Origin of the sequence: Lysobacter sp. CA199 (assembly GCF_052078715.1) — a bacterium.
Classification (GTDB): domain Bacteria; phylum Pseudomonadota; class Gammaproteobacteria; order Xanthomonadales; family Xanthomonadaceae; genus Lysobacter.
On the sequence record NZ_JBQJIL010000013.1, the window covers coordinates 55,782 to 80,343 of the forward strand.

At 67.7% G+C, this 24,562-nt stretch carries 11 protein-coding genes; 2 read left to right on the forward strand and 9 right to left on the reverse strand.

Annotation, left to right across the window (positions count from 1 at the left end; translation table 11 throughout):
• Nucleotide 1: 1 nt before the first annotated feature.
• The 6 genes from ACTOWJ_RS22780 to ACTOWJ_RS22805 all read right to left on the reverse strand — a co-directional run bounded on the left by ACTOWJ_RS22780 (nt 2) and on the right by ACTOWJ_RS22805 (nt 4,669).
• A complete protein-coding gene (locus ACTOWJ_RS22780; RefSeq protein WP_441336911.1) occupies nt 2-328 on the reverse strand; it encodes a hypothetical protein in 327 nt (108 codons plus the stop codon).
• Nucleotides 309-677 (reverse strand): hypothetical protein, encoded by a 369-nt coding sequence (locus tag ACTOWJ_RS22785; RefSeq protein ID WP_441336912.1) that lies wholly within the window; start codon nt 675-677, stop codon nt 309-311. The genes ACTOWJ_RS22780 and ACTOWJ_RS22785 overlap by 20 nt, the downstream gene beginning before the upstream one ends.
• Nucleotides 678-680: 3 nt before the next feature.
• On the reverse strand, nt 681-1,415 hold the full coding sequence (locus tag ACTOWJ_RS22790) for an AAA family ATPase (protein ID WP_441336913.1): 735 nt from the start codon (nt 1,413-1,415) through the stop codon (nt 681-683).
• Nucleotides 1,415-3,682, reverse strand: coding sequence for a Mu transposase C-terminal domain-containing protein (locus ACTOWJ_RS22795; protein ID WP_441336914.1), 2,268 nt, complete (start codon nt 3,680-3,682; stop codon nt 1,415-1,417). Before ACTOWJ_RS22795 ends, ACTOWJ_RS22790 begins: the two co-directional genes overlap by 1 nt.
• Nucleotides 3,682-4,137, reverse strand: coding sequence for a hypothetical protein (locus ACTOWJ_RS22800; RefSeq protein ID WP_441336915.1), 456 nt, complete (start codon nt 4,135-4,137; stop codon nt 3,682-3,684). Before ACTOWJ_RS22800 ends, ACTOWJ_RS22795 begins: the two co-directional genes overlap by 1 nt.
• A gap of 178 nt (nt 4,138-4,315) precedes the next feature.
• The gene (locus ACTOWJ_RS22805; protein ID WP_441336916.1) at nt 4,316-4,669 is read right to left on the reverse strand and encodes a helix-turn-helix domain-containing protein; all 354 of its coding nucleotides are present in this window, start codon (nt 4,667-4,669) and stop codon (nt 4,316-4,318) included.
• A gap of 159 nt (nt 4,670-4,828) precedes the next feature.
• Between ACTOWJ_RS22805 and ACTOWJ_RS22810 the strand changes: the two genes are divergently transcribed.
• Together ACTOWJ_RS22810 and ACTOWJ_RS22815 are read left to right on the forward strand one after the other, a co-directional pair.
• The gene (locus ACTOWJ_RS22810) at nt 4,829-5,317 is read left to right on the forward strand and encodes a helix-turn-helix domain-containing protein (RefSeq protein ID WP_441336917.1); all 489 of its coding nucleotides are present in this window, start codon (nt 4,829-4,831) and stop codon (nt 5,315-5,317) included.
• A gap of 12 nt (nt 5,318-5,329) precedes the next feature.
• Nucleotides 5,330-5,689 carry a hypothetical protein gene (locus ACTOWJ_RS22815; protein ID WP_441336918.1) on the forward strand — a complete coding sequence of 120 codons (360 nt, stop codon included), beginning with the start codon at nt 5,330-5,332 and terminating at the stop codon, nt 5,687-5,689.
• A gap of 147 nt (nt 5,690-5,836) precedes the next feature.
• Here the strand turns inward: ACTOWJ_RS22815 and ACTOWJ_RS22820 are convergent, their stop codons facing one another.
• From ACTOWJ_RS22820 to ACTOWJ_RS22830, 3 genes are read right to left on the reverse strand one after another with little or no spacing between them, the layout of a single operon-like run.
• A complete protein-coding gene (locus ACTOWJ_RS22820) occupies nt 5,837-9,778 on the reverse strand; it encodes a non-ribosomal peptide synthetase (protein WP_441336919.1) in 3,942 nt (1,313 codons plus the stop codon).
• 20 nt (nt 9,779-9,798) lie between these two features.
• Nucleotides 9,799-14,919 (reverse strand): amino acid adenylation domain-containing protein, encoded by a 5,121-nt coding sequence (locus ACTOWJ_RS22825; protein WP_441337085.1) that lies wholly within the window; start codon nt 14,917-14,919, stop codon nt 9,799-9,801.
• Nucleotides 14,920-14,973: 54 nt separating this feature from the next.
• Nucleotides 14,974-24,540 carry an amino acid adenylation domain-containing protein gene (locus ACTOWJ_RS22830; RefSeq protein WP_441336920.1) on the reverse strand — a complete coding sequence of 3,189 codons (9,567 nt, stop codon included), beginning with the start codon at nt 24,538-24,540 and terminating at the stop codon, nt 14,974-14,976.
• Between the last annotated feature and the right edge of the window lie 22 nt (nt 24,541-24,562).

The following is a 24,562-nucleotide window of genomic DNA, read 5'->3' on the forward strand; positions in this document are numbered from 1 at the left end:
CCTACAGCGCGCTGCGTCGGTTGGGACAGCCGGGGCACACGCGGGAGAACTGCACGCGCAGATGGTTCGTCGCGGCGAAGTCCTGGCGCTGGTACTCCAAGCAGCGGTTGCGCGGCAGATCGCCGACGACCGGGCAATCAACGGTCAGGCCCATCAGCGCGCCTTCAACCTTGGTTTGAACGGCGCGCAAATCGCCCTTGTAGACGCCTTTCAGCACCTGGCTGACGACGGTTGGGCTGTATCCGATTTCCTCGGACACGACGTTCTGCTTGCGGGCCTGGCAGGCCGAGCGCAGGACGTCGAGCCAGTCAGGTTCGCGGGCTTGCATCGATGGGGTACTCCGTGTCGGTGTTGTGGTCGTACAGCGTCGTTCCGTACTTCACGAACGACGGTGCAATCGGTCCGCTGTCGCGGACCATCTGGTAGTGCTTGGGCGGTTGCCCGCGCCTGCCGGTCGAGGGGCCTTTCCACACGCGCAGGAAGCCCGTGCGCGCGAGGACGCTGGCGTAGCTGCCAACGGTGCGAAACGTCGAGGTCTCGACCACCGCCACCAGCTCGTCAACGGTGAAGCGACGCAGCATCCGCATCGCCCGCCAAATCTTGTCCGCCTGGTGGCGGCCGTCGCCCGCCCGCGTGTGAGCGATGCGACGCGTGAAATTGCGCGTCTTGGGCGTCATCGATCAGGCCGCCTGCAGTCGCTTGCTGGTGCGCGGCGCGGCGCCCATGAAGAAATTTTCCTCGCGCGGCCAATCGCCGAGGGCGACCTTCATCAGGCCGCGACTGCGGGCGAACTGCTCGATGCGCGACAGACCGACCACGAACAGCCGCACCGAACCGCCTGCGCGCGCGTGCAGCTCGGCGACCAGGTCATCGCCGACGCCGACCTCGCACAACTGCATTGCGAGCAGCTTGGCGTCCTCGATCGATGCGGGCTTGAACTCGACCCATTGTGCGATGCGCCCGGCGAGCTGTTCGCTCGTGCTGAGCTTGCGGTCGAAGTCCTTCATGCCGATCAGCACGACGGGCACGCTGGCCAGATCGTGGACGTCGCGCATGGTGTCGATGAGCGCCTTCTTGTCCACGATGTAGTCGGCCTCGTCGATGAACAACGGGCGGCCGGTCTCGGCGAGCTTCGCCACGACGGCCTCGACAGTCTTCGATATCTTGTGACGCGCGGAGATATGAAGCTCTTTGCAGATCGCTTCGAGCAGGCTGCTAGGCGTGCTGGTCGCGAGCGCCCGGACGAACACGCCGTGCTGGCGCGTGGCCAGCCAGGCCATCGACGTCGTCTTGCCGTAGCCCGACGGGCCGAACGCGGCGCCCATGCCGGGCATGCCGGGCGAACGCGAGAGGAGAGCTTCGCCGGCTTCGGCCAGGCGGGCGACGTTGGAAACCGGCACGATCTTGGTGCGCATCAGAATGTCCCTTGTTGGATCGCCTCGTTGAGGCGGTGATAGAAGGCGCCGCTCGGGAGCAGCACCAGGTAGTCATCGCCGAGCCCGAAAGTGCCGGCGCCGAAGTCTTCAAACATTTGCCAGCGCGCCCGGAACTCGGACGACTGCATGTGGCTGCGCAGGAAGTGACGCTCGAAGTCGTTGCGCTCGGACTCCGGCCGCAGCAGCAGGTCGAGGGCGCGCTTAAAGCGTTGCTCGGCGGTCTCGTCCTGCGCCTGCTCGCTGCGGATCGAATCGCGGGTCGCGATGAAGTCGGCAGGCCTGAGCGGCACGACAATCGCGGTAGCACCGTCGAGCGCATCGGCCGCCTCGCTCGCCGCTTCCAGGGCCGGTGTCAGGTGCGTGACGTTCGGTGCCGGCAGCGTCGATAGCGACGCGTTCTGCGAGGCTTTGCGGTCGAGGATTTCCCACGCGATGTCTTGCGTCTTGGCCTTGCGCTTGGCCGTGGTGAGCTGGCGCTTTGCCTCTTGAATCTGCGCCGTCTGTCGAGCCTTGCTCTCGATCGCGATTTCCCGCCGAGAGACGCCCGCGACTTCCGGGCACTCGGCAACGCATAGGAAGCGTTCGTTGTGGTAGACCACGACTTGGCCGAGGTCGGCGTTGTCGTCACGGCGCACCAGAACTTGCTGGCCGACGACCGTGGCCAGTTCGGGTGCGATGTAGGTCAAGCGATCGATGCGCAGACCCTTCTTCGTTACGGTGCGCAGGTCGCCCTCGCCGAGCAGCAGGTCGAGCGCCCGCACGTCGCCGATACGGCGGACCACGTCGCGCAGTTGAGCGTAGCGCTCAAACGGCGTCGATCCGGCCAGGCCCTCGTGCGCCTGGTGTGCGTAGTAGTCGCGGCACCAACGGTCGCAGAACTCCTGCAGCTCTGCGGCGGTGAGCTTCAACTCCACGACTTCGTTCTTCTTGAACAGTCGCTCGGAGAACGCCTTGCGCGCGCGCAGCTCCTGCGCCTCGGCAACGTTGTGGCCGCTGTAGCCCGGCAGCAGTTCCAGCAGGCTATGGCTGAATGACCGGAACGCGCGCTCGATGTTGCCCTTCTCCCAAGGGCTGAACGGCGCACTGAAACGCGATTCGATGTGCAGGCTGGTGAGCAACGATGCAACGCGATCGCTCGCGTAGTCGCGGCCGTTGTCGCACTTGATCGCTTCGGGCACGCCCCATTCGATAATCGCGCGTCGCATGACCTGGCACACTGCGTCGGCCGTGCTGGTCTTCGTGACGTGCAGGCGCAGGCCGCGCCACGCTAGGTCAATCACACCGACCAGGCTGTAGCGACCGTCCACCAACTGCAGGTCGGCGGGCGTGCTGTCGAGCTGCCACAGTTGGCAAGCGCGCGTGATGCCATCGGTCAGGCTGCCGAAAGCGGCCATGTGCCGGTTCTTCCACGCGTCCGGGTTCGTCAGCGCGAGGAACGCCTCTGCGTTGTCGGTCTTCCACTTTTTAAGCCAGCGCTGCACCGAGCGCTCGTCGGGCAGATCGGCGTCGGTTGCGCCGAATCGTGCGTCGAGTGCCTCCGAGACCAGCTTGGCGCTGATGTGCGGCTTGTCGGCGACCAGGCCGACGACGAAGTCGCGGAGCGCCGCATTGGTGTCGAGCTTGCTGGAACCGGCGCGGTTGCCGTAGTTGCCGGCCAGCGCTGCGGGGCCTTGCTTCTGGTGCAGCGCGCGCCAGCGGCGCAACGTGGCGGGATGCAGGTCGGCGCCGGCATGCTCGCGGATCGACGGCGGCACCGGCAGCGCGCCGGAATTGTAGGCCGCGCAGAAGTCCTCTATTGCTTTGCAGATGCCCAGGCCGCGCGCGCGAGCGAAGGCGGCGAGGCGCTGCAGCAGATCAACCTTGGCGTCCATCCTCGATCGACGTTTGCCCATCAGGCCGGCGGCATCCGATGCGCCGGTCTCGAATGCGCGTTGGCGCACGGCCTGGTCAATCGACTCAACCACGAGCTGGCGGCGCGCTACGGCGGCGCCGGCCTGGAAGTGCTCACTCGCGGGCGCGGTCGCAGCGGCTTCGATTGCCTGTGCGCGTCGGATTGCCTCGCGAACGTCTGCAGGCAGGCAGTCGAACGCGTAGAAGCGCTTCGCGCCACCGCTGACGCGGCGCGTTTCATACGTCCACGCCTCACGGTCCGCGCGCTTGAGCGCACCGCGCTTGGTTTGACCGAGCGCGGTGGCGACGCGATGAATGTCGATCGCTTTCGTCGATGGTGCGCCGCCGTCGGCCATTACCAGCCCCTCCGGCGCAGCTCGCGCAGGGCCTTCAGCCGCTCTTTGTCGGCTTCCATCTGGTTCTGCATACGGCCGATTTCGCTGTCCAACGCGGCCGGGCCGAGAACCAACCGACCGCCACGCGTGATGGCCAGCCATTCGGTCAGAAGCGTGGAGCCGCAGACGTGCTCCATCGCGGGCAGCATCCAGAACGGCAGATTGAAGGCTTCGCGGCTCTCCGAGGTGTAGCCGTCGAGCATTGCCTTGCTGACTTCCCGCCCTACCAGGCGCGACACACTGGCGGCGACTTGGTAGCGGTCAAGCGACGGATCGTTCGCCCGGGCCACGTCCAGCATTTCGGCGATGAGCGACGCAACTTGGCTGCGGAAATCCAAAGCGCCGGGATTAGCGGCGATGGGCTGAGGAATCGAGGTGAAGAGGTCGCCCGTGGCGACGTCGCGGCGTCGGCTCATAGCAGGCGACCTCCTCGCCCCACACGCTCATACGAGCTGAGGCCCAGGCCTGTCCCGCCCTGGTCCGCGACGCGGATGACTCGCACGCGTGCTGCCGGCGTTTTCGCGCTGTCGGGCGCGGGGCACTGACCGGCCAATCCCCTGCCGGCAATGGCCGGCGCGTAGATAGATGCGGTGGTCACGCGGTGACCTCCGTTTGGCGATTACGGCGGGTGGCGCGGGTGGTAGCCTTGGCTTGGGGTGGGCGACCGCGCATGGGCGCCGGCCCCGATCGACGGTTCGGGTTGCCGTGGGCGTCGTAGCGGCTGGGCCAGATCACCATCGGGTGGTCGATCCCGGCGTAGGCCGCGAGGATTGCCTCGGCTTTCGGATAGGGACGGCGCGCGGCCTCGCCGAGCGCGGAACCGTCCGGATAGCCTTCGACCATCCCAACCTGTCGAAGCGACCAGCCGCGCTTGTTCAGCGCGGTCAGGACATCTTTCCAGTGCCAGTCTTTGTTGACTGGTTTTTTTGCGGCCGAGGCGTTTGGCATGTGGGTTTGCAAACATGGGGTTGGTATGGGACGCAAACATAGACCCGTTTTGGAGTCGAGTCAACTCCAAAACGGTTCACACCCAGTCAGTTGGCCCCATAACGGGTTCAATTGGTCGAAACCCGCGCGGCCATTGGCTTTCAGCGCAGGTGTGAACCGATGAACAAAGTCAAAAAGCAGTTCCCACCCGAGGCGCCCGCAGGTGTGAACGCCCCACCGGTCCAGTCATGGCTCCAATACGGTTCCAGACTGATACACATTCGTGGGTCGGAGTCCCAGGCGACCTTTGCCCCGAAGATCGGCGTCCACAAAAACACGCTGGGCCACTACGAGCGGGGCACGCGGGAAGTCGGAGCAGACGCGCTGCGGTCCCTCGTCTACCTGGGCTGGAATGCGAACTGGTTGCTGACGGGCGAGGGCGCAGAACGCATTGGTTCCAGCAGTGGTGTCGTCGCGTCTCAGGATGAGCGAAGCGAGATCATGAGAATGGCCGTCGAGCTGATCGACAGCGAGCTAGAAAAGGCTGGAAAAACGCTACCTCGCGATAAAAGAGCGAAGGCGTACACCCTTATCTACGAGCTTTTGATGGAACCTGGCGACTTGCCGTCCGCCTCGGTCGTCCAGCTCACGATCAAGGCCGTGACCTAGGAGAGTGAACACATGGAACAGGGGAGGCTGACTCAGTTACGTCAGCTCGTGCGCGACGCGGTCGCGACAGATGCTCAGCCGGAGACAAGCGAAGCCCAGGCAAATCGGGCTTTTCTCGCCTATAGCTTCAACGTCGCAGAACCGGTGCTGGAGCAGACCCCCAGGGCAAGGGCGCAGCGGGAGATCGACCGGATAGCCACCTGGTACGCCTGGGGGCCTCTTGAGGTCCGCCGCTGGCTAGACCGCTCGCAGGTGGTCGCGGTATCGGCGCTGGCGGAACCAACGCTGGAGCTTCTCCTAGCACGGATGACCTCGCTGGAAGACTGCGCTCAGAACGGCATCGCGCCGCCTGATGCCCCGACTGCCTATTGAGCAAACCATGTGACGCCGCCGGCTGGCCCGGCGGCAAACCTGCTCAAATCATGTGACGGTGTGAACACGCCACCCGAGCAGGCCAGGACGCTCGCAAAGCCTTATTTCATCGGCTTTCCGTCCCATTTTTTTCCGCTTCGTCTCGCTCTATCCCGGTAAAGCAATCCAGGTGTCGGGGAACAACGGATCCAGCGGCGGCAGGGTGCCGGTGGTGGAGACGTAGTGGATATGTTTGGGCGCGCCGCGGCTGGCCAGGCGCAGCACTTCCTGGGTCGCCAGCACGTTGGCGGCTTTGAGCGTGTGGTAGTTGTGCAGCGAATTGACCCAGGCGCCGTTGTGATAGATCGCGTCCAGAGTGTGCGCGAGTTCGGCGAACCGTTGTTCGCTCAGTCCCAGACGCGGTTGGGCCAGATCGCCGGGCTCGACGACGATGCGCTGCGGATCGAGCGGCTGATCCAGCCCCAGCGCGCGCAGCGCATCTTGCAGACGGTGCAGGCCTTGTTCGGCGCTGGCGCAGCGGATCAGGCAATGCACGGTGGCTTCGGTGTCGCGCAGCAAGTCGCTCAGCAGGAACGGCCCGAGAAAGCCGGTCGCGCCGGTCAGCAGCAACCGTCGCGGCGCGATCGGTGCGGGGCTGGGGCAGGTCGCGCGGATGTCCGCATCCAGATGGATCTCCGCGGCCAAATCCACTTGTGCGTCCACTTGCGCACGCGCGCCGTCGGCCGGCGCGCCCAGCAACTCGGCCATGTCCTTGAGCGCCGGCCGCACAAACACCTGACGCACCGCGATCGCGCCGGCGCCGACTTCGCCCATGCGCGCGGCCAGTTGCGTGGCCAGCAGCGAATGCCCGCCGAGTTCGAAGAAATGATCGTCGCGGCCGATGCGTTCGATGCCGAGCAAGGCGCGCCACAACTGCGCGAGCACCGTTTCCGGCCCTTCGCGCGGCGCTTGATAATCGCGTCGGACCAGGTCGCCATCGTCCGGCGCCGGCAGCGCTTTGCGGTCGAGCTTGCCGCTGGGCGTCTGCGGAAAGGCGTCGAGCGCAACGAACGCCGCCGGAATCATGTAGTCGGGCAGATGCGCGCTCAGATGCGCGCGCAGCCGCGCGCCGAGCCCGTCGCGCGGGGCGTCCGCGTCGGCCGGGACGACGTAAGCGACCAGACGCTTGTCGCCGGCGTCCTCGCGCGCGAGCACAGCGGCATCGGCCAGTTCGGGATGTTCGGCCAGGCGCGCCTCGATCTCGCCCGGTTCGATGCGGAAACCGCGGATCTTGATCTGATGATCGTTGCGGCCGAGGAAGATCAACTCGCCGTCGGACCGGTAGCGCGCCAGATCGCCGCTGCGGTACATGCGTGCTTCGGGGCGGTCCGAGAACGGATCGGGCAGAAAGCGCTCGCGCGACAGCTCCGGCCGGTTCCAGTACCCCTGGGCGAGACCCGCGCCGCCGATATGGATATCGCCGACCGCGCCCAGCGGCACCGGCCGCCCGCGTGGATCGAGCAGGTAGATGCGCGCGTTGTCGATCGGCCGGCCGATCGGCACCCGCTCGGGCCAGGTGTCGGTTTCGCGCTCCAGCGTATGCGCGGTGACCACGTGCGATTCGGTGGGGCCGTAGTGATTGTGCAAACGGCATTCGGGCAGGTGTTGGAACAGCCGCCGGATCGGCGCGGTGATGCGCAATTGCTCGCCGGCGACGACGACATCGCGCAGCGCCGGCCGCAGCGCCTGGATCCGCGCCGGATCGTCGGCCACCGCTTCGGCCAGGCTCTGCAGCGCGATGCAGGGCAGATGCAGACGCTGCACCCGATGGCGGGCGAGATGGCCGATCAGCTCGGCGAAATCCAGGCGCGTGTGCGCGTCGATCAACACCAGGGTTCCGCCCGAGCACAGCGCGCCGAAAATTTCCTGGAACGCCACGTCGAAGCCGAGCGCGGCGAACTGCAGCGTGGTCTGCGCCGGCGGCCACTGGGTGTTCTGCCATTGCAGCAGATTCGCCAGCGACCGGTGCGGCATGCTCACGCCCTTGGGAATGCCGGTGGAGCCGGAGGTGTAGATCAGGTAGGCGGGGTGGTCCGGCGTCACGCAGGGCGCGTTCGGCACGCGGTCTCGCTCGTGCGGATCGTGCGCGCTTTCGCCAGCGGTGATCGGCGCTTCGGTCTGCAGCGTATCCAGATCGATCGCATGCGCGCAGCGGCTCGCCGCATCGCCGAGCGCGCGGCGGCCGGCCGCGTCGCTGATCAGTGCGGTCGGCTGTGCTTCGGCCAGAATGTGCGCGAGCCGTTCGGCCGGGTAATCCGGATCCAGAGGCAGATAAGCGCCGCCGGCCTTGAGGGCCGCGATCAGCGCGGCGACCATCGGCGCGCCGCGCTCGGCGCAGACCGCGACCGGCTGTCCCGATAGCAGGCCTTGCGCGATCAGCCGATGGGCCAGCCGGTCGGCCAGCGCGTTGAGCGCGCGATAGCTCAGCGAACGCTCGCGATGGACCAGCGCGGTCGCATCCGGCGTATCGCGGACCTGCTGCTCGAACAGACGATGCACGCAGACCTCGGGCACGGCCGCGCGCTCGCCGCGGTCGGGGCCATCGAGCAGCAGGCTACGCTCGGCCGGACCGATCAACTCGATGTCGGCGACGGCTTGCCCGCTGGCGGCGACCATCGCCTGCAGCATCGCGATCAGATAGTCGCGATGGCGCTCGATGGTCTGCGCATCGAACAAGGCGGTGCTGTAGTACAAGCTGCCGCCGATGCATTCCTGCGCGGCCTCATCGCTGCGGCCGGGCTCGGCGAAGGCCGCCGATTGGCTCAGATGCAGCTCCAGATCGAACTTGAGCGTATCCATCGCCATGCGCGGCGGGTCGCTGCGCAGTCCGTCGAGTTCGAACACGCCTTCCTCGTTGTTCTGCCAGGCGAAGAGCACTTGGAACAACGGGGTGTGGTCGAGACGGCGCGGTGGTTGCAGCACCTCGACGATCCGTTCGAACGGCACGTCCTGATGATCCTGCGCGGCCAGCGCCACCGCACGCACCCGCGCCAGCAACTGCGCCACGCTCGGCTCGCCGCTCAGATCGATGCGCAGGGCCAGGGTGTTGACGAAGAAGCCGATCAGCGATTGGATCTCGGCCTGGTTGCGGTTCGCGTTGGGGGTGCCGATCACCAGATCGCGCTGCCCGGACAGCCGCGCCAGCACCGCCGACCACGCGGCGAGCACGGTCATGAACAAGGTGCCGCCATGTTGCTGGCTCAGGCGCTGCAAGTCCCGGCTCAACTGCGCGCTCAGACGCAGCGGCACGCTGGCGCCGGCGAAGGATTGCTGCGGCGGCCGCGGTCGGTCGGTCGGCAGTTCCAGCAGCACCGGCGCATCGGCGAGCTGTTCGCGCCAGTAGCCGATTTGCGCGTCGAGCCGTTCGCCGCTGAGCCATTGCCGTTGCCACGCAGCATAGTCGGGGTACTGGATGGCCAGCGGCGGCAGCGGATCGGCGCGCCGCCCGCCGATCGAGTTGTAGAACGCGCTCAGTTCGCGCGCGAGTATCCCGATCGACCAGCCGTCGGAGACGATGTGGTGCTGGGTGATCAGCAACTCGTGTTCGTCGTCGCCCAGGCGGATCAGGCGCGCGCGGATCAGCGGGCCGCGGGCCAGATCGAACGGCGCATGCAGCTCGTCCATCGTGATCCGCTGCAACTGCGCCTGGGCGTCGTCGATCGCGCGCAGGTCGTGCACCGCCAACGGCAAGGCGCTGTCGACCGGCAGCAGCCGCACATGCGGGTGGCCGGCGGCGGCGACGAACACGCTGCGCAGACCTTCGTGACGCGCGAGCAGTCGATTCAACGCCGCGCCCAGCGTGTCGTGGTTCAGCGCCCCGTGCAGACGCAGCGCCAGCGGGATGTGGTAGGTGGCGCTGACGCCTTCGAGCTGGGCCAGGAACCACAAACGCTGTTGTGCGAAGGACAGCGGCAGCTCGCGGTCGCGCGCGACCGCGGTGATGCGCGTCGCCGCCGCGGTCTGGATGCCGAGCGATTGGCCGAGTTGTCGCAAGCGGGCGATTTCTTCGCCGCCCAGCCGGCCCAGGATGGATTGGATCGGTGTCTGCATGGTTCGATTCCCGCAAGCGCTCAGGCGTCGGCCTGGATCGCGGCGATCAGGACGACTTCCGCGAACGCGGACAGCCGTGGGTGGTTGAACAGCATCGACGGCGGCACGGTCACCCCGAACTCGCTCTGCAAGCGCCCGAGCAGGCGCATCGCCAACAGCGAATGGCCGCCGAGTTCGAAGAAATCGTCGTCTCGTCCGACTCGTTCGAGCTTGAGCAGGTCTTGCCACAGTCCCGCGACCAGGATTTCGATCTCGCTGTGCGGCGGCACGTAACGGCGGTGGGCGAACGCATCGCCGTCCGGCGGCGGCAGCGCCTTGCGATCGACCTTGCCGCTCGCGTTGACCGGCAGCTCGGGCAGCACGACGAAGGCCGCGGGCACCATGTAGTCGGGCAGCAGCGCGCTCAGATGCGCGCGCAGGACCGCTGCGAAATCGTCCATCGGATCGGTGCTGCGCACGAGGTAGGCGACCAGTCGCGGATGGCCGGGATCGTCCTCGCGCGCCACGGTCACCGCTTCGCGTATCGAGGGATGCTCGGTCAGGCGCGCGTCGATTTCGCCCAGTTCGATGCGGAAACCGCGCAGCTTGACCTGGTGATCGTTGCGGCCGAGGAACAGCAGATCGCCGTTGCCTAGGTAACGCGCCAGATCGCCGCTGCGGTACATGCGCGCGCCCGGACGCGGGTCGAAGGGATCGGCGAAGAATCGTTCCGCGGTCAACTCGGCCTGGTTGAGATAGCCGCGGGTCACGCCGGCGCCACCGATGTATAACTCGCCCGGCGCGCCCAGCGGCACCGGCCGCCGTTGCGCATCGAGCAGATAGGCGCGGGTATTGGCCAGTGGACGGCCGATCGGCGCGCGGTCGCGCTCGCCCATGTCCTCGGGCGGGTCCCAGGCAGTGGCCAGCACGGTGGTTTCGGTCGGCCCGTAGACGTGCACCACCTTGGCGTGTCGGCCCAGGGCGCGGATCAGCGCGGGGCTGACGGTTTCGCCGCCGACCAGGAACGTCGGCTTGCGCTCGAACTGAGGCAGATCGGTTTGTCCTTGCAGGAACGCCGGCGGCAGATAGCTGTGGGTGATGCCGTTACTCGCGATCCAGGCCATGTAGGCGCCGGCATCGGCGCGCTCGGCTTCGCCGGGAAGGTACAAGGCCGCGCCCGCACCGAGACTCAAGCCCAGATCGATGATGCTGGCGTCGAAGCTCAACGAGGCGAACTGGGCGATGCGGCTGTCGGCGTCGACGCCGAAACGCGCGATCTGGCTGCTGGCGAACTGCACCGCGTTGCGATGCTCGACCATCACCCCCTTGGGCGTTCCAGTCGAGCCGGAGGTGTAAATGATGTAGGCCAGATGCTGCGGTCGCAGCGACTCCACCCGCGGATCGACGGCCGCATGCCGCGACCACACCGCGCGGTCGGCGTGCAGATCCAGCCACGTCAATCCGCGCAAATCGCCGAGCGCGCGGCGTCCGGCCGCATCGCCCAAGACCAACAGCGGATCGGCATCGGCCAGAATCCGATTGAGCCGTTCCGAGGAATGCGCCGGATCGAACGGTACATAAGCGCCGCCGGCCTTGAGCACCGCAAGCAGGCCGACGATGGCGTCCGGGCCACGCTGCGCGCACAAGGCGACGCGATCATCCGGGCGCACGCCCGATTCGATCAGGTAATGCGCCAGCCGATTGGCTTTGGTGTTGAGTTCGGCATAGCTCGTGCGCCTGCCGTCGTGGAGCTCGTCGTCGTGGAGCCGGCCGTCGTGGAGCCCGCCGTCGTGGAAAAGCGCGGTCGCTTCCGGGTTGAGCCGCGCTTGCTGTTCGAACAATTGATGCAAGCAGCTGTGGTCGGGATATGCCGCGTCGGTGGCGTTCCAGGTTTCCAGCAGCAGGGCGCGCTCGTCCTGGCCGAGCAGCTCGATATGCGCGAGCGGCTGAGCGTCGTCGGCGACCATCGCGCGCAACGCGGCGAGCAGGTAATCGTGGTGGCGTTCGATCGTGCCGGGATCGAACAAGGCGGTGGCGTAGGTCAGGCCGCCGACCAGGCCGTCGGCGGATTCGCCCAACTGCAGTTCCAGATCGAACTTGGCCGTGCCCACGGGCAGTTCCATCGGCTCGGCCGTCAGCGCGCCGAGCTCGAATGCCGCCGGCGCGGGCCCTTGCCACGCGAACATGGCCTGGAACAACGGCGTGTGATCGTTGCGCCGCGGCGGCTGCGCGATCTCCACCACGCGTTCGAACGGCAGATCCTGATGATCCTGCGCGCCCAATACCACGCCGCGCACCCGCGCCAACAGGTCGGCGACATCGGGCGCGCCCGACAGATCGATACGCAAAGCCGCGGTATTGACGAAAAAGCCGATCAGCGGTTCGATTTCGGCGCGGTCGCGGTGGGCGTTGGGCGCGCCGACGACGACATCGTCCTGGCCCGACAACCGCGCCAGGACCAGCGACCATGCCGCCAGCACGGTCATGAACAAAGTGGTGCCGTGGCGGCGGCCCAGGCGTTCGAGCGCGGCGGTCAGGTCGGCATCCACGCGCAGCGGCAGCATCGCACCGGCGAAGGATTGCTGCGGCGGTCGTGGCCGGTCGCTCGGCAGTTCCAGCAGCGCGGGCGCGCCGGCCAAGGCTTGGCGCCAGTAGTCGGCTTGAGGCCGCAGATGCGCTTCGTCCAGCCATCGCGCCTGCCAGATGGCGTAGTCGGGGTACTGGATGTTAAGCGCGGGCAAGGGATCGGGGCGATTCTCGGCGAAGGCGCGGTACAGCGCGCCGAACTCGCGCGCCAGCACGTCCATCGACCAGCCGTCGGACACGATGTGATGCTGAGTCAGCACGAATACGTGTTCGTCTTCGCCGATGCGGATCAGCCGCGCGCGGATCAACGGGCCGCGGCTCAGATCGAACGGCGCGTGGATTTCATCGGCGATCAGCCGCGACAGTTCGTCCTGCGGATCGGCGCTGCGACGCAGATCGTGTGCGACGATCGGCGGCGCCTGATCGGCCGCGAGCAGCCGTATGCGCGGCACGCCGTCGATACCGACGAAGCTCGAACGCAGCGCTTCGTGGCGGGAAAACACCCGTTCGAACGCGCCGCGCAACGCGGCCGCATCCAGCGCGCCGCGCAGGCGCAGCGCCAATGGAATGTGATACGTGGCGCTGGCGCCTTCCCATTGCGATACGAACCACAGGCGTTGTTGCGCGAACGAAAGCGGCAGCGTGTCCGCGCGCTCGCCGGGCAGGATCGGCGGTAGAGCGGCCGGCGCCTGCGCCATGCTTTCGTTCAACGCCTGTGCCTGCGTGCGCAAACGGGTGTGCGTCAGCAATACGGTCAGCGGGAACTCGACGCCGAACCGCCGGCGCAGCCGGCCGAGCAGGCGCGCGGCGATCAGGGAGTGGCCGCCCAGTTCGAAGAAATCGTCGTCGCGGCCGATACGCTCGATCGCGAGCAGGGTTTGCCACAGCGCGGCGAGCGCGGTTTCCATCTCGCCTTGCACGGGCTCGTAGGCAGGCCGGACCAGAGCCTCGTCGCCGGGCTCGGGCAGGGCGTCGCGATCGAGTTTGCCGTGCGCGGTCAGCGGCAGCGCGGGCAGGGCGACGACGGCCGCGGGAATCATGTAATCCGGAAGATGCGTGAGCAGGTGATCGCGCAAATCCGTGGTAAAGCCATCGGATGCGGGCCATCGCGCCGGCACGAGGTAGGCGATCAGGCGTTTCTCGCCGGCCGCGTTGTCGCGCGCCAACACCGCCGCCTCGCGCACCGACGGGTGGGCGGACAGGCAGGCTTCGATTTCGCCGGGTTCGACCCGGAAGCCGCGCAGCTTGATCTGCTGATCGTTGCGTCCGAGGAACACGAAATCGCCATCGTCCTGACGACGCGCCAGATCGCCGGTGCGGTACATGCGCGCGCCGTCGCGCGGGTCGAACGGATCGGCGAGAAAACGTTCGTCGGTGAGGTCGGGGCGATGCAGATAACCGCGCGCGACCGCTCCGCCGCCGATGTACAGCTCTCCGGTTTCGCCCGGCGCCACCGGCTGGCCGCTTGCGTCGAGCAGATACAGGCGCGCATTGGCGATGGGACGGCCGATCGGCGCGTGATCGGGCACGCGCTCCAGGCCGTCGCCGAACACGCGCGCGGCGACGACATGCGATTCGGTCGGGCCGTAATGATTGTGCAGCCGGCATTGCGGCAACCGTCCGAACAAACGCCGGATCTGCGGCGTCAGGCGCAGCTGTTCGCCAGCGACGATGACGTCTTGCAAGGTTTCGCCCAGGGTGTCGGCCAGCGATGCATCGGCGGCGTCGAACGCTTCGGCCAGCGATTGCAGCGCCAGGTAGGGCAGATACAGCCGTTGCACCCGTTGCGCGCAGACAGTGCGGATCAGCTCGGCATGATCCAGCCGCGTGCGCGCATCGATCAGCACCAGGCTGGCGCCCGAACACAGGGTGGCGAAGATTTCCTGCAGCGCCACGTCGAAACCCAGGGCGGCGAACTGCAGGGTCCGCTGCGGCGACACGGTTTGCGCCAGTTGCCAGGCGATCAGATCGGCCAACGGCGCGTGCGGCATGGCCACGCCCTTGGGCGTGCCGGTCGAACCGGAGGTGTAGATCACATAGGCCAGATGTCGCTCGTTCAGAGCGGCGATATACGGATCGGCATCGTGTTCCGGCCGTTCGCCCGATGCCAGCGCGGCGTCGAGATCGAGCCAGCGCCGGCCGGCACATGCGGCCTCGCCCAACAGCGCGCGCCCGGCCGCATCGCCGAGCAGCAGCGTCGGTGCCGAATCCTCCAGCAGGTACGTCAGCCGCGCGATGGGATAGCCGGTGTCCAGCGGAACGAAGGCCGCGCCGGCCTTGAGCACGGCGAGCAATCCGGCGATCGCGGCGAAACCGCGTTCGGCGCACAGCGCGACCCGGTCGTCGGGCGCCACGCCCAGCGCGATCATGCGCTGCGCGAGCAGGTTGGCTTGCGCGTTGAGCTGCGCGTACGACAGGCTACGGCCGTTGTGGATCAGGGCGGCGGCGTCGGGCGTGCGCCGGACCTGTCGTTCGAACCAGCGGTGCACGCAGCGGTTTTGCGCGTCGGTACCGTCGCCGGGATCGAAAAAAAACGAGGGCCCGGAGGCGGCGGGTAAACTCAGGGTCGGTTGCATGTCTTTCACGGACGGTTGCGGATCTTTCGTTATCGGCTTGATTGCGTTCATGACTCACGATCGCTCTTTGCCGTCGCCGGACCTGAGACCGCCGGCATGGTTCCGATGCAGCCAGTTCGAATACTTGCGCAGCAGCGACGACTCGATCTCCGGACAGGCGTAGCCCTCGCTCACCATCGCCTCGATGGCGTTGCCGAGGTTCACGTTCCCGTAGGCCGCGTATTCCACCGCTTCGGGGCCCAGATCGGCCGGCAGGATCGAGGCGAGGTTGCGGCCGGCTTCGTCGTCGGCGCACAGGCGCAGCCACTGCGCATAGGGGCGCTTGACCGGGTCCATGCCGGGCAAGTCGGTGAGGCAGTCGATCCAGTCCTTGAGCGAGAACGAGCGGGGATGACTGAGGTTGAGGCTGCGGCCGGCGACGTCGTCGCGCAGCGAAAGCTCGACGATCGCATCGGCGATGCGGTCGACCGGCATCGAATTGACCCTCACATCGATGTCGGGCGCGCAACCCAGCCGCAAGCAGGCTTGCACGAACAGACTCCAGGTATCGGAAACATTGCAGGCGCCGTCGCGACTGGACCCGGCGATGTGGGTCGGGCGGTAGACCGTGAACGGCAGTCCGCGCTCGCCGCCGGCGCGCAGCAGCTGCTCGGCGACCCATTTGCTTTGCGCATAACCGCCGGACAGGCCCTGCCAGCATTCAAACAATTCTTCCTCGTCGGCGACTGGCCGTTGCACCGCGTCGATAGTCGGCATCGTGCTCAGGGTGGAAATGTAGTGCACGTGCTTGAGCGAGCCGGTGCAGGCCAGACGCATGACTTCTTCGGTGCCCGACACGTTGGCGGCCTTCAAGGTTTCGTAGGTATGCAGCGAGTTGACCCAGGCGCCGTTGTGATAGATCGCCGCGACGGTGCCGGCGAGTTCGGCGAAGGCCTGCGCGGACAAGCCGAGCAGCGGCTTGGCCAGATCGCCCGGTACCACCACGACCCGTTCGCGCAGGTACTGGTCCGATAAACCCAGCGCCTGCAGCGCGGCTTCCAGCTTGCGGCGGCCGCTGGCCGCGTCGCTGCATCGGATCAGGCAATGCACCACGGCCGAGGTCCTGCGCAGCAATGAGGCCAGCAGGAATCCGCCCAGAAAGCCGGACGCACCGGTCAGCAGCACATGGTCCGGGCGCGGCACCGGGACGTGGGGCGTGACCGCGCGGATCGCCGGATCCAGCCGCGCTTCGGCCGCCAGATCCAGTTGCCGTCGCACCGCTCCGGTCGCCGGCTGCAACAGCGCGGCCATGTCCTTGAACACCGGATGGATAAAAACATCGCGCACCGCGACGTCGACGCTGAATTCCTGGCGCAGGCGCGCGGCCAGATGCACCGCGCGCAGCGAATGGCCGCCGAGTTCGAAGAAGTGATCCAGGCGGCCGACCCGCTCGATCGCCAACAGCGCCTGCCACAGCGCGGCCAGCCGCGTCTCGACATCTCCTTGCGGCGCCGCATACACGCCGCGGACGAAATTCGCGTCCGCCGGAGCGGGCAGGGCCTTGCGATCGACCTTGCCGCTGGCGTTCAGCGGCAGCGCGTCCAAGCCCACGAACGCGGCCGGAATCATGTAGTCGGGCAAGCGTTCGCTCAGATGGCCGCGCAATGCGGCGGCCAGTTCGTCGGCGGTCTGCGCACCGTCCTCGGCGACGATATAGGCGACCAGACGCGGATCGCCGGGCGTGTCCTGGCGCGCGAGTACGACGCATTCGCGCACCGCCGCGTGCTCGGCCAGACGCGCTTCGATTTCGCCCGGCTCGATGCGGAAGCCGCGCAGCTTGACCTGATGATCGTTGCGGCCGAGGAACAGCAACTGACCGTCGCCGCGATGCCGCGCCAGATCACCGCTGCGGTACATGCGCGCGTCCGGGTGCGGGCTGAACGGATCGGGCAGAAAGCGCTCGGCGGTCAGGTCGGGGCGATTGAGATAGCCGCGCGCCACGCCCGCGCCGCCGATGTAGAGCTCGCCGACCGCGCCGATCGGAACCGGTTGCCGGTGTTCGTCGAGCAGATACAGCCGGGTGTTGGCGAGTGGCGTGCCGATGGGAATGGTATCGGGGTCGGCCGCCAGCGCTTCCCGGGTCGCGGTCCAGGCGCTGGCGCAGACGGTGATTTCGGTCGGGCCGTAGGCGTTGATCACCGTGGCCTGTTCGCTCAGTGCGCGCACGAGTGCCGGGCTGGGCGCTTCGCCGCCCAGTAGCAAGGTCGGCCGCACAGACCAGCGCGGCCACTGCGCGTGGCCTTGCAGCACCGCCGGCGGCAAGGTCGAGTGAGTGATGCCGTTGGCGGCCAGATACGCCAATACCGAGGTCGCGGTCTCGCGCTGCGCCGGCGTGGGCAGATACAGCGTGCCTCCGGAAACGAAGGTCATGACGATGTCGAACACGCTGGCGTCGAAACCGATCGATGCGAACTGCAATACCCGGCTGTGCGCACTCAGTTGCAGTTGCGCGACCTGCGTCGCGGCCAGGTGCATCGCATTGCGGTGTTCGACCATCACGCCCTTGGGTGTGCCGGTCGATCCGGAGGTGTAGATGACATAGGCCAGATGACGCGAGTTCAGAGCGTCCACTCGCGGATCGGTCCACGGCCGCTCGGCCCACAGCGGTGCATCGTCGACCAGGTCCAGCATCGGCAACGCGGCCGGTGCCGCCGGCCGCAACGCGTCGCCTCCGGCGCGGTCGCACAGCGCCAGCACCGGCGCGGCATCGCCGAGGATCTGAGCCAGGCGTGCCGAGGAGTAGGCCGGGTCGAACGGCAGGTAGGCGCCGCCGGCCTTGAGCACGGCGAGCAGGCCGACGATCAGCGGGAAGCCGCGTTCGGCGCACAGCGCGACGCGATCGTCGGGGCGGACGCCGAGCTCGATCAAGTGATGGGCCAGGCGATTGGCGTGCGAATTGAGTTCGCCGTAGCTCAGCTCATGGCCGTCGTGGAACAACGCCACGGCCTGCGGGTCGCGCTGCGCCTGCTGTTCGAACAGCTGATGCAGGCAGCGCCGGGTGTCGTAGTCGGCGTCGGTGCGGTTCCAATCGTGCAGAACCTGTTCGCGTTCGCGCGGCGGCAGCAACTCGATTCGGGCGATGTCCCGGTCGGCGTCGTCGGCCACTGCGTTCAACGCAGCCAGCAGATAGTCGCGGTGGCGTTCGATGCTGGCCGCGTCGAACAGCGCGGTGGCGTAGTTCAAGCCGCCGCGGATCCGGCCGTCGTTCTCGGCCAGGACCAGTTCCAGGTCGAACTTGCTCCAGGCGAAAGGATAAGGTTCGGTCTGGCAGGCGATGCCCGGCAGATCGAGCGTGCCTTCTTCGTTGTTCTGCCAGGCGAACATGACCTGAAACAGCGGGGTGTGATCCATCCGCCGCGACAATTGCAGCGATTCCACCACCTGTTCGAACGGAAGATCCTGATGCGCCTGCGCGTCCAGCGTCGCCCGGCGCACCCGCGCGATCAACTCGGCCGGGCGCGGCTGTCCGGACAAGTCGATGCGCAGCGCCAGGGTATTGACGAAGAAGCCGATCAGCGGCTCGAGTTCGCCGCGATTGCGGCCGGCGGTGGCCGCGCCGATGACCAGATCGTCCTGCCCGGACAGGCGCGCGAGCACTATCGCCCAGGCGGCCATGAGGGTCATGAACAAGGTGCTGCCGTGGCGCTGGCTGACCCGCTTGAGCGCCCACACCAATGCCGGATCGAGTTCGATCGGCACGAACGCCGCATCGAAGGACTGTTGCGGCGGGCGCGGCCGATCCAGCGGCAGGCTCAGCAGTCCGGGTGCGCCGGCCAGCGCGCCGCGCCAATAATCGGCCTGGACCCGCGTGCGTTCGCCTTGCAGCCATCGGCGTTGCCACAGCGCGTAATCGGGGTACTGCACCGGCAGCGGTGCTAACGGATCGTCGCGGCCCTGGCTGAAGGCGGAATACACGGCGCTGAGTTCGGCCAGCAACACGCCGATCGACCAGCCGTCGGAGACGATATGGTGCTGGGTCAGCAGGAACACATGATCTTGCGCGCCCAGGCGGATCAATCGCGCGCGCAGCAGGGGGCCGCGAGCGAGGTCGAACGGCGCGTCGATTTCCTCGGTCATGCTGCGGCGCAAGGTCGCGGCCGGGTCGGCGTCGCCGCGCAGGTCCTGCTCGATCAGGGCGATGCCGGTGTCCGCCGGCAATACTTCCACATGCGGTTGCCCATCGACGGCCACGAACACGCTGCGCAGGCCCTCGTGGCGGGCGATGAGACGATCGAGGCTGCGTTGCAACGCGTCGACATCGAGTTCGCCGCGTAGCCGCAGCGCCAGCGGGATGTGGTAGTTGGCGCTGACGCTGTAGAACTGCGACAGGAACCACAGCCGTTGTTGCGCGAACGACAGCGGGAGCCGGCCGTCGTCGGCGCCGCGCGCGCGCGACGCGATGGCGGGGCCGATCGCCGAGGGGCTCTGCGCCGGCAGGGCATCGATCGCTGCGGCCAGGTCGCGCAACACCGGCTGCGCGAACAAGGTCGCCAGCGGCAGTTCGACCGCGAAAGCCGCACCGATCCGGCTGATCAGGCGCACGGCGATCAGCGAATGACCGCCGAGCTCGAAGAACTGGTCGTGGCGACCGATGCGTTCCACGCCCAGCAATTCCTGCCACAGTTCGGCCAACACGCATTCGGTGCGCCCTTGCGGCGGCGCGTAGTCGCCGCGCGCGAACGCTTCCGCGTCCGGCTCCGGCAGCGCGCGGGTGTCGAGTTTTCCGTTCGGCGTGACCGGCAACGCATCGAGTGCGACGAACGCGGCCGGTACCATGTACTCCGGCAGTCGCGCGCTCAGATGGCCGCGTAGGCGCGAGGCCCAATCCCCGTCGACGCCGTCGGCCGCAGCGGCGACCGTGTAGGCGATCAGGCGGGTGCGGCCAAGTGCGTCCTCGCGCGCGAGCACCGCGCATTCGAGCACCGCTTCGTGCTCGGACAGACAGGCTTCGATCTCGCCCAGCTCGATGCGGAAGCCGCGGATCTTGACCTGATGGTCGTTGCGGCCGAGGAAGCTCAGATTGCCGTCGCTCAAATAACGCGCCAGGTCGCCGGTGCGGTACATGCGCGCCTGCGTGTCGTCGGCGAAGGGATCGCGCACGAAGCGTTGCGCGGTCAGGTCGGCGCGATCGAGATAGCCCTGGGCGACGGCGGCGCCGCCGATGAACAGCTCGCCGGCCGCGCCGGTCGGTACCGGTTGGCCGTGGCGGTCGAGCAGGTAGACGCGCGCGTTGGCGATCGGCCGGCCGATCGGCGCGTGGCTAGGCGCTTGTTCGATATCGCCGCCGAGCACGTACGCGGTGGCGACGTGGGTTTCGGTCGGGCCGTAGTGGTTGTGCAGGCGGCAGTCGGGCAGACGCCGGAACAAGCGCTTGATCTGCGGCGTCAGACGCAGTTGTTCGCCGGCGACGATCACATCGCGCAGGCTGTCGCGCAGCGTGTCCAACTCGTCATCGGCCAGATCGTCGACGGCTTCGGCCAGACTCTGCGCGGCGATGTAGGGCAGATGCACGCGTTCGACGGCGTGCTCGCCTATCCAGCGGACCAGCCGCGGGAAGTTGAGCCGGGTCTGCGCGTCGATCAATACCAGCCCGGCGCCGGAGCACAGGGCGCCGAAGATTTCCTGGAACGCCACGTCGAAGCCGATCGCGGCGAACTGCAGGATCCGCCGCGCCGGCGCCAGTTCGGCGAGCTGCCAGCGGATCAGATTGACCAGTGGCGCGTGCGGCATGGCCACGCCCTTAGGCACGCCGGTCGAGCCGGAGGTGTAGATCACATAGGCCGGGTGGTCCGCGCGCAGACCGGCGATGCGCGGGTCGTCTTCGCGCGCATCGATGCCGATGTCGGTGTCCAGATCGATCGCGCGCGGGTCGGCGGCGATGGCCGCGCCGAGCGCGCCGCGCCCGACCGCATCGATCAGCACCGCCGCCGGCGCCGAATCGGTCAGCACCCGGCTCAGGCGCTCGCCTGGATAAGTCGTATCCAAAGGAACGTAAGCTGCGCCGGCCTTGAGCGCGGCGAGCAGGCCGACGACCATCTCAAAGCCGCGTTCCACGCACAACGCGACCCGATCGCCCGCAACCACGCCGTGTTCGATGAGACGATGCGCCAGCGCGTTGGCGCGCGCATTGAGTTCGGCGTAGGTCAGCGTGCGGTCGTGATGGATCAAGGCCACGGCGTGCGCGTCGCGGCGGACCTGTTGTTCGAACAACTCGTGGACGCAGGGTGCATCGGGGTAGGCCACGGCCGGCGGGTTCGCCGACTCCAACAGATGTTCGCGTTCGGCCGAGGACAACAGCTCGATGCGCGATACCGGCAAGTGGGCGTCATCGGTCATCGCCCGCAACGCCGCGATCAGATAGCCGGCATGCCGCTCGATGGTAGCCGCGTCGAACAGCGCGGTGGCATAACCCAGATGCCCGTCGACGCTATCGCCGTGTTCGCGCAGGTGCAGTTCCAGGTCGAAACGGATCGCATCGAAGGGTTGTTCGGCATGCACTTGCAATCGCGGCAGATCGAAGCGGGTCGGCTCGTTGCTTTGCCAGGCGAACAGCGCCTGGAACAGCGGCGTGTGATCCATGCGCCGCGTCGGCTGGACGATTTCGACGACGCGCTCGAACGGCAGGTCCTGATGTGCCTGCGCGGCCAGCGCGGTTTCGCGCACCCGCGCCAGCAATCGCGTGGTGTCCGGTTCGCCGGACAGGTCGATGCGCAGCGCGAGGGTGTTGACGAAGAAGCCGATCAGCGGTTCGATCTCGCGCCGGCCGCGATTGGCCGAGGGCGTGCCGATCACCAGATCGTCCTGCCCGGAAAGCCGCGCCAGCACCGTCGCCCACGCTGCGGCCAAGGTCATGAACAAGGTCGCGCCGTGCGCCTGGCTCAGGCGCTTGAGCCGGCGGGTGAGCTCGGCGTCCAGATGCAGCGGGTGCGCGGCCGCGGCGGAGGATCGCAGCGGCGGTCGCGGCCGGTCGGTCGGCAGCGCCAACAGGGTCGGCGCATCGGCCAGCGCACCGCGCCAATAGTCGGCTTGCGCTTGCAGACGTTCGCCGGTTTGCCAGCGCTGTTCCCACGCGGCGTAGTCGGGGTACTGCACGCTCAGCGGCGGCAGCGGGTCGGGGCCTTGCTCGCGGAACGCGGCATACAGCTGGCTGATCTCGCGCGCGAGCAAGTGCATCGACCAGCCGTCGCAGACGATGTGGTGTTGGGTGATCGCCAAGCGATGTTCGTCATCGCCCAAGCGGATCAGGCGCGCGCGGATCAACGGCCCCTGCGCCAGATCGAACGGCGTGCGCGCGTCCAGCGCGCTCAGGCGCGCCAGTTCGGCCCGCGCATCGGCGCGGCCGCGCAGATCGTGTTCGTGCATGCGCAGGCCCGCGTCGGCTGGCAGCAGGCTGGCTTGCGGATGGCCATCATCGGCCCGGAACACGCTGCGCAGCGCCTGATGGCGCGCGAACACGCGGTCCAGGCTGCGCTGCAGCGCATGGCTGTCGAGCTCGCCGCGCAGTTGCAGGATCAGCGGCATGTTGTAGCTGTCGTCGCCGTGTTCGAGCTGGGCCAGGAACCACAGCCGCCGCTGGGCGAAGGACAGCGGCAAGTCGTCTTCGCGCGCGCCGGCCAGGATGTCGGGCAACGCGGTTTCGGTGTGGTGCGCGCGTTGCGCGTCGATCGCTTCGGCCAGGGCCGCCAGCAGCGGATGGGCGAACAATTCGGCCAGCGGCAGAGTCACGCCGAGTTCCTCGCGCACCCGGCTGAGCAGGCGCGCGGCGATCAGCGAATGTCCGCCGAGTTCGAAGAACTGGTCGTCGCGTCCGACCCGTTCGATCCCCAGCAGGGATTGCCACAGCGACGCCAGCGCGGTTTCGGTCGGGCCTTGCGGCGCCCGATAGGCGCGGCGCGCGAAAGCCTCGTCCGGCGGCGCCGGCAAGGTTTTGCGGTCGATCTTGCCGTTGCCGGTGAGCGGCAGCGTCTGCATCAGCACGAACGCGGCCGGCACCATGTAGCCGGGAAGACGTTCGCGCACATGATCGCGCAGCGAGGCGATCAGGATGTCGCTCGCCGCAGCGTCCGGCTCGTCGGTGGCCAGGCAATAGGCGACCAGACGCGGTTCGCCGGGACGGTCTTCACGCGCCAGGACCGCGCATTGGCGCACCGCCGGATGTTCGCCGAGCCTGGCTTCGATTTCTCCCAATTCGATGCGGTAACCGCGCAGCTTGATCTGATCGTCGTTGCGGCCGACGAACACCAGATTGCCGTCGGGCAGCCGCCGCGCCAGATCGCCGCTGCGGTACATGCGGGCATCGCGGTGCGGACTGAACGGATCGGGCAGGAAACGCTCGGCGGTGAGTTCAGGCCGGCCGAGATAGCCGCGAGCCACGCCGGCGCCGCCGATGTAAAGCTCGCCGATCTCGCCCTGCGGCACCGGTTGCCGCGCTTCGTCGAGCAGGTACACGCGGGTATTGGCCAAGGGCCGGCCGATCGGAACGCTATCGAGTTCGGCCGTTTGTTCGGGCGCGGTCCACATGGTCGCGCAGACGGTGATCTCGGTCGGGCCGTAGGCGTTGACCACGGTGGCCTGGCAGGCCAGCGATCGGACCAGGGCCGGGCTCGGCGCTTCGCCGCCCAGAATCAGCACCGGTCGCCGGTCCAGACGATAGTGCCGGTCCTGCAGGAACGCGGGCGGCAGCAGGACATGGCTGATCGCTTCACGGTTCATGTACTCCACGAACGCCTCGGCCGATTCGCGCTGCCGCGCGCTCGGCAGATACAGCGCGGCGCCCGAACACAGGGCCATGACGATTTCCAGCACGCTGGCGTCGAAGCCCAACGAGGCGAACTGGGCCACGCGGCTGTGCGCGGCGATGCGCAGCCGCGCGATCTGGGTATGAGCCAGGTGCACCGCGTTGCGGTGTTCGATCATCACGCCCTTCGGCGTGCCGGTCGAGCCGGAGGTGTAGATCACATAGGCCAGGTGATGCGAGGCGAGCTGCGCTACCTGCGGGTCGTGCTCGGGCGCCTCGCCGGCGAGATCGGCGCCCGGGTCGAGCACGGTGCGCCCGTGCAGCGCCGTCTCGCCCAGCGCATCGCGCCCGGCCGCATCGCACAGCAGCAGCATCGGCGCGGCATCGGCCAGTGTCTGCGCCAGGCGGGCGGAGGAATGGCCCGGATCGAACGGAACATAGGCGCCGCCGGCCTTGAGCACGGCCAGCAGGCCGACGATCGCGGCGAAGCCGCGCGCCACGCACAGCGCGACGCGCTCGTCCGGACGCAGGCCCAGTTCGATCAGCCGGTGCGCGAGCCGGTTGGCGCGACGGTTGAGCTCGGCGTAGCGCAGCGCGTGGTCGGTGTTGCTCAACGCGATCGCTTCGGGATGCGCGCGTACCTGTTGCTCGAACAAGCGGTGCAGGCACTGCTCTTGCGGATAGGCGGCGTCGGTCGCGTTGCAGTCGTCCGGCATCGAGGCCTTCGATCGCCTGGCCGGGGCGAGGACGGCCTGGGCGGCCGTCGCGGTCGTGCCGCCAGGAGATTCGACGGGCATCGCATCTTGGTTCTGAGTGGAGCGGCGATCGGATTGGGAAGTGGTCATCGGGATTGCTTGAATAGCGAAA

Coding starts and splice junctions, on each gene's coding strand:
- ACTOWJ_RS22780 (WP_441336911.1), bottom strand. CDS start 328: ATGCAAGCCCGCGAACCTGACTGGCTCGACGTCCTGCGCTCGGCCTGC.
- ACTOWJ_RS22785 (WP_441336912.1), bottom strand. CDS start 677: ATGACGCCCAAGACGCGCAATTTCACGCGTCGCATCGCTCACACGCGG.
- ACTOWJ_RS22790 (WP_441336913.1), bottom strand. CDS start 1,415: ATGCGCACCAAGATCGTGCCGGTTTCCAACGTCGCCCGCCTGGCCGAA.
- ACTOWJ_RS22795 (WP_441336914.1), bottom strand. CDS start 3,682: ATGGCCGACGGCGGCGCACCATCGACGAAAGCGATCGACATTCATCGC.
- ACTOWJ_RS22800 (WP_441336915.1), bottom strand. CDS start 4,137: ATGAGCCGACGCCGCGACGTCGCCACGGGCGACCTCTTCACCTCGATT.
- ACTOWJ_RS22805 (WP_441336916.1), bottom strand. CDS start 4,669: ATGCCAAACGCCTCGGCCGCAAAAAAACCAGTCAACAAAGACTGGCAC.
- ACTOWJ_RS22810 (WP_441336917.1), top strand. CDS start 4,829: ATGAACAAAGTCAAAAAGCAGTTCCCACCCGAGGCGCCCGCAGGTGTG.
- ACTOWJ_RS22815 (WP_441336918.1), top strand. CDS start 5,330: ATGGAACAGGGGAGGCTGACTCAGTTACGTCAGCTCGTGCGCGACGCG.
- ACTOWJ_RS22820 (WP_441336919.1), bottom strand. CDS start 9,778: ATGCAGACACCGATCCAATCCATCCTGGGCCGGCTGGGCGGCGAAGAA.
- ACTOWJ_RS22825 (WP_441337085.1), bottom strand. CDS start 14,919: ATGCAACCGACCCTGAGTTTACCCGCCGCCTCCGGGCCCTCGTTTTTT.
- ACTOWJ_RS22830 (WP_441336920.1), bottom strand. CDS start 24,540: ATGACCACTTCCCAATCCGATCGCCGCTCCACTCAGAACCAAGATGCG.